This is a genomic window from Flavobacterium sp. (assembly GCF_044368995.1).
Classification (GTDB): domain Bacteria; phylum Bacteroidota; class Bacteroidia; order Flavobacteriales; family Flavobacteriaceae; genus Flavobacterium.
Map to the genome: position 1 here is coordinate 1 of NZ_JBIPMS010000151.1, position 3456 is coordinate 3456.

The 3456-nt window shown below is 32.2% G+C and carries 3 protein-coding genes and 1 pseudogene; 2 read left to right on the top strand and 2 right to left on the bottom strand.

Annotation, left to right across the window (positions count from 1 at the left end; genetic code table 11):
• Both hemH and ACIQ2I_RS08610 read right to left on the bottom strand, forming a co-directional pair.
• On the bottom strand, positions 1-802 hold an 802-nt coding region (hemH, locus tag ACIQ2I_RS08605; RefSeq protein ID WP_396182007.1), incomplete at its 3' end, for a ferrochelatase.
• 12 nt (positions 803-814) lie between these two features.
• Positions 815-1687 carry a helix-turn-helix transcriptional regulator gene (locus ACIQ2I_RS08610; protein WP_396182008.1) on the bottom strand — a complete coding sequence of 291 codons (873 nt, stop codon included), beginning with the start codon at positions 1685-1687 and terminating at the stop codon, positions 815-817.
• Between the two features lie 228 nt (positions 1688-1915).
• Here ACIQ2I_RS08610 and hemA point away from each other — a divergent pair, with 228 nt between their 5' ends.
• Entirely contained in the window at positions 1916-3172 is a 1257-nt protein-coding gene (gene hemA / locus ACIQ2I_RS08615; RefSeq protein ID WP_396182009.1) for a glutamyl-tRNA reductase, read from the top strand.
• Positions 3173-3177: 5 nt separating this feature from the next.
• A pseudogene (locus ACIQ2I_RS08620) lies at positions 3178-3456 on the top strand (hydroxymethylbilane synthase); the annotation flags it as partial.

Sequence of the window (3456 nt, forward strand, 5' to 3'; positions counted from 1 at the left end):
TCACTTCAACGTCTGTGTAAGGTGTAAGCCATTTGTCACCGGCCAATCGTGATTGAAAAGTTTGACTGTATTTTCCTTCCGGAATTCCTAATGCTTTTACTACTTGTTTGGTCGTTTCATAACATTGATGGCTATAACAAAATTCATGTGCTGGCGAAGGCGTGTTGCAACAAGTTCTGTCCATTTTACAATGCGATTTGGTTATATCAGTTTTGCGAATATGACGTTTTGGGACACCATGATAAGAAAACAACAAATGATCGTATTCAAATCCTTCTAAATGCTTTTTTATAGAATTGGATAATGCTTCAATATAACCTGGTTTATTGTAAAAAGCGGGAACCGTAGTAAATTTCATATTTGGGAAATGCTTGGCGCGAAGTTCTTCTGCTAACACTAAAATAGTAGTGGTAGAGGCCATAGCATGTTGCGGGTATAAAGGGAAAAGCATCACATTGGTCACACCTTTATCGTGTAAATCTTGTAAGCCTTTTAAAATAGTAATGGTCCCATAACGCATCGCTAAAGCAACCGGAATGTCAACCAACCCATTTACTTTTTCGTGCATTTTTTTTGAAATTACAATTAGTGGTGATCCTTCATCAGTCCATATTCTAGCATAGGCTTCTGCCGATTTTTTGGGTCTAGTTTGTAAAATAATTCCTCTTACTAATAAAGCACGCAATAAAAACGGAACGTCAATTACGTATTTATCCATTAAAAATTCGTCTAAGTACGGTTTTACATCTTTTGCAGTTGGACTTTCAGGCGAACCCAGATTGACTAATAATACTCCTTTCATTGTATTTTAATTTTATAAATTAACGTTTAAGTTTAACAGATATTTTTTTGGCGTAGTGCCGAATTTCTTTTTAAAAGCAGCTATAAAATGACTGGAAGTGCTGTAACCAATTTGTGATCCCACTTCGTTTACATTATACGACCCGGTTTCCAAAAGTTTTCTAGCAAATTCCATTTTATAATCGAATAAAAAATTAAAAACAGTATCACCATAAATTTCTTTAAAGCCAGCTTTCAATTTCTTTAATGAAATACCTACTTCATCAGCTAATACTATTAAACTTGGCGGTTCTGCCATGTTTTTTATGATAATTTCTTTGGCTTTTTTAATTTTTAATACATTTTCTTCGTCAGATAAAAACGGACAATGTTCCGCATTTGGATCTTCGTTGGTATTAAAAAACAAACTTAACAATTCGTAACTTTTACCTTTTAAATAGAGCGTTTTAATAGACGAATTTTGGTTGTAATGAAAAATTTGATTCAACACAATTGCCATTGATGGACTTATACTTTCTTCGGTATAATATTTTTTTTCTAAATTATCTTTACTCAAAAACGGAATCATTTCTGAATCAGAAGAAAATAAAGTATGGAATTTTTTTATCGAAATTAATATAGAAATAATCCAACTTTTAGGAGCTATTTCTAAATGAAGTGGCAATTCTTTTTGAGGATTGTAAAGTAAAAGTGCTTTTTCCTCATTCAAATCTAAAGTGTAGGAATTATTGTTAAAAATAAATTTTCCTTTTCCTTTCACGTTAAAATGAAACTGAATTAATCCAGAACCTACCTGTTTTTCTAACGTTTCGGTGGTTTCAGAATCGTTTTCAAAACGTAGTAAAGTAAAATCGGTGTCAATTTTAATTTCTTCAAATGAACTCATAGCGTTATTTTTATATGAATTGTCTAAACAAAAACAAGTTTGTTATTTATAATTATTCTAAACAAGTAGCTTGGATGGTGCTGAATTTGTTACAAAGTTACTAGTTTATATCAAAATAAGTGCAATTTATTTAAAAAAAACTATTTTCGGTATAAAAAGTACTTTCAGCGTTGTTTTTGTTCACATGGAAACAATAATTTTGTGCATCTTTAAGAGATAAAGCAATTTATGGACAATCATTCACCTGCAAAACAAACTACTTTTTATGCCATCGGCTTAAGCTACAAAAAAGCAGATGCCGAAATTAGGGGTAAATTTAGTTTAGACGATACTGCTAAAACCAACCTTTTGGAACAGGCTAAATCTAACGGGATTGAAAGTTTGATTATTACTTCCACTTGCAACAGAACTGAAATTTACGGTTTTGCCCAACATCCTTTTCAATTGATACATTTGCTATGCGAAAATAGTGTAGGAACCGTTGAAGAATTTCAAAAATATGCTTACGTATACAAGCAAAAAGAAGCTTTAAACCATATATTTAGAGTAGGAACAGGTTTAGACAGTCAAATTTTAGGCGATTTTGAAATAATTGCCCAATTGAAAAATGCTTTCGTGGAAAGTAAAAAACACAATTTAGCCAATCCTTATATAGAACGGTTGGTAAATTCAGTCATTCAAGCGAGTAAGAAAGTTAAAAACGAAACAGAAATTTCTAGCGGTGCTACTTCCGTTTCTTTTGCTGCTGTGCAATATATTTTTAAGAATGTAGCAGCTATTTCTAATAAAAATATTTTACTTTTCGGCACAGGAAAAATCGGAAGGAATACATGCGAAAACTTGGTTAAACATACAAAACACGACCAAATTACGCTTATCAATAGAACAAAAGATAAGGCAGAAAAATTAGCCAAAAAACTGAACCTAATTGTTAAAGATTATTCAGATTTACAAATAGAATTACAAAAAGCAGATGTGGTTGTTGTAGCAACTGGCGCGCAGAACCCTACTGTCGATTTAGATATTTTAAATCTGAAAAAGCCTTTGCTTATTTTAGATTTATCAATACCTAAAAATGTAAACGAAAACGTAAAACTAAATCCGTTGGTTACCTTAGTTCACTTAGATAACTTGTCGCAAATTACAGATGAAACTTTAGAAAATAGAAAACAATATATTCCAGCAGCCGAAGACATCATTACTGAAATTTTAACCGAATTTCTAACTTGGTCCAAAGGCAGAAAATACGCACCAACCATTCATGCATTAAAAGCCAAATTAAACGCCATTAAAGTATCTGAAATTAATCATTTAAAAAAGAAGAATACCGATTTCAATGAAGAGTATACCGAAATTGTTGCCGCAAAATTAATTCAAAAAATAACCAGTCATTTTGCCAATCATTTAAAAGATGACGACACAGTTGTGGACGAAAGTGTAGCCTGGATTAACAAAGTTTTTCAAATAGAACCAGTTGTAAAATAACATACATGAGTAAAACCATACGAATAGGAACCCGCGATAGCGAATTAGCACTTTGGCAAGCCAAAACAGTTGAAAAACAGTTGAACGATTTGGGCTACAAAACAGAGATTATCGCAGTAAAATCGGATGGAGATATTGTTTTAGACAAGCCATTGTACGAATTAGGAATTACCGGAATTTTTACAAAAACGATAGATGTTGCCATGATTCAAGGCAAAATTGACATTGCAGTGCATTCAATGAAAGATGTGCCAACATTATTGCCTAACGGAATTGTTCAAGGC

Bases quoted from the DNA above. Each gene is read 5' to 3' on its own strand.
- hemA (WP_396182009.1), top strand. From the start codon at position 1,916: ATGGACAATCATTCACCTGCAAAACAAACTACTTTTTATGCCATCGGC.
- ACIQ2I_RS08610 (WP_396182008.1), bottom strand. From the start codon at position 1,687: ATGAGTTCATTTGAAGAAATTAAAATTGACACCGATTTTACTTTACTA.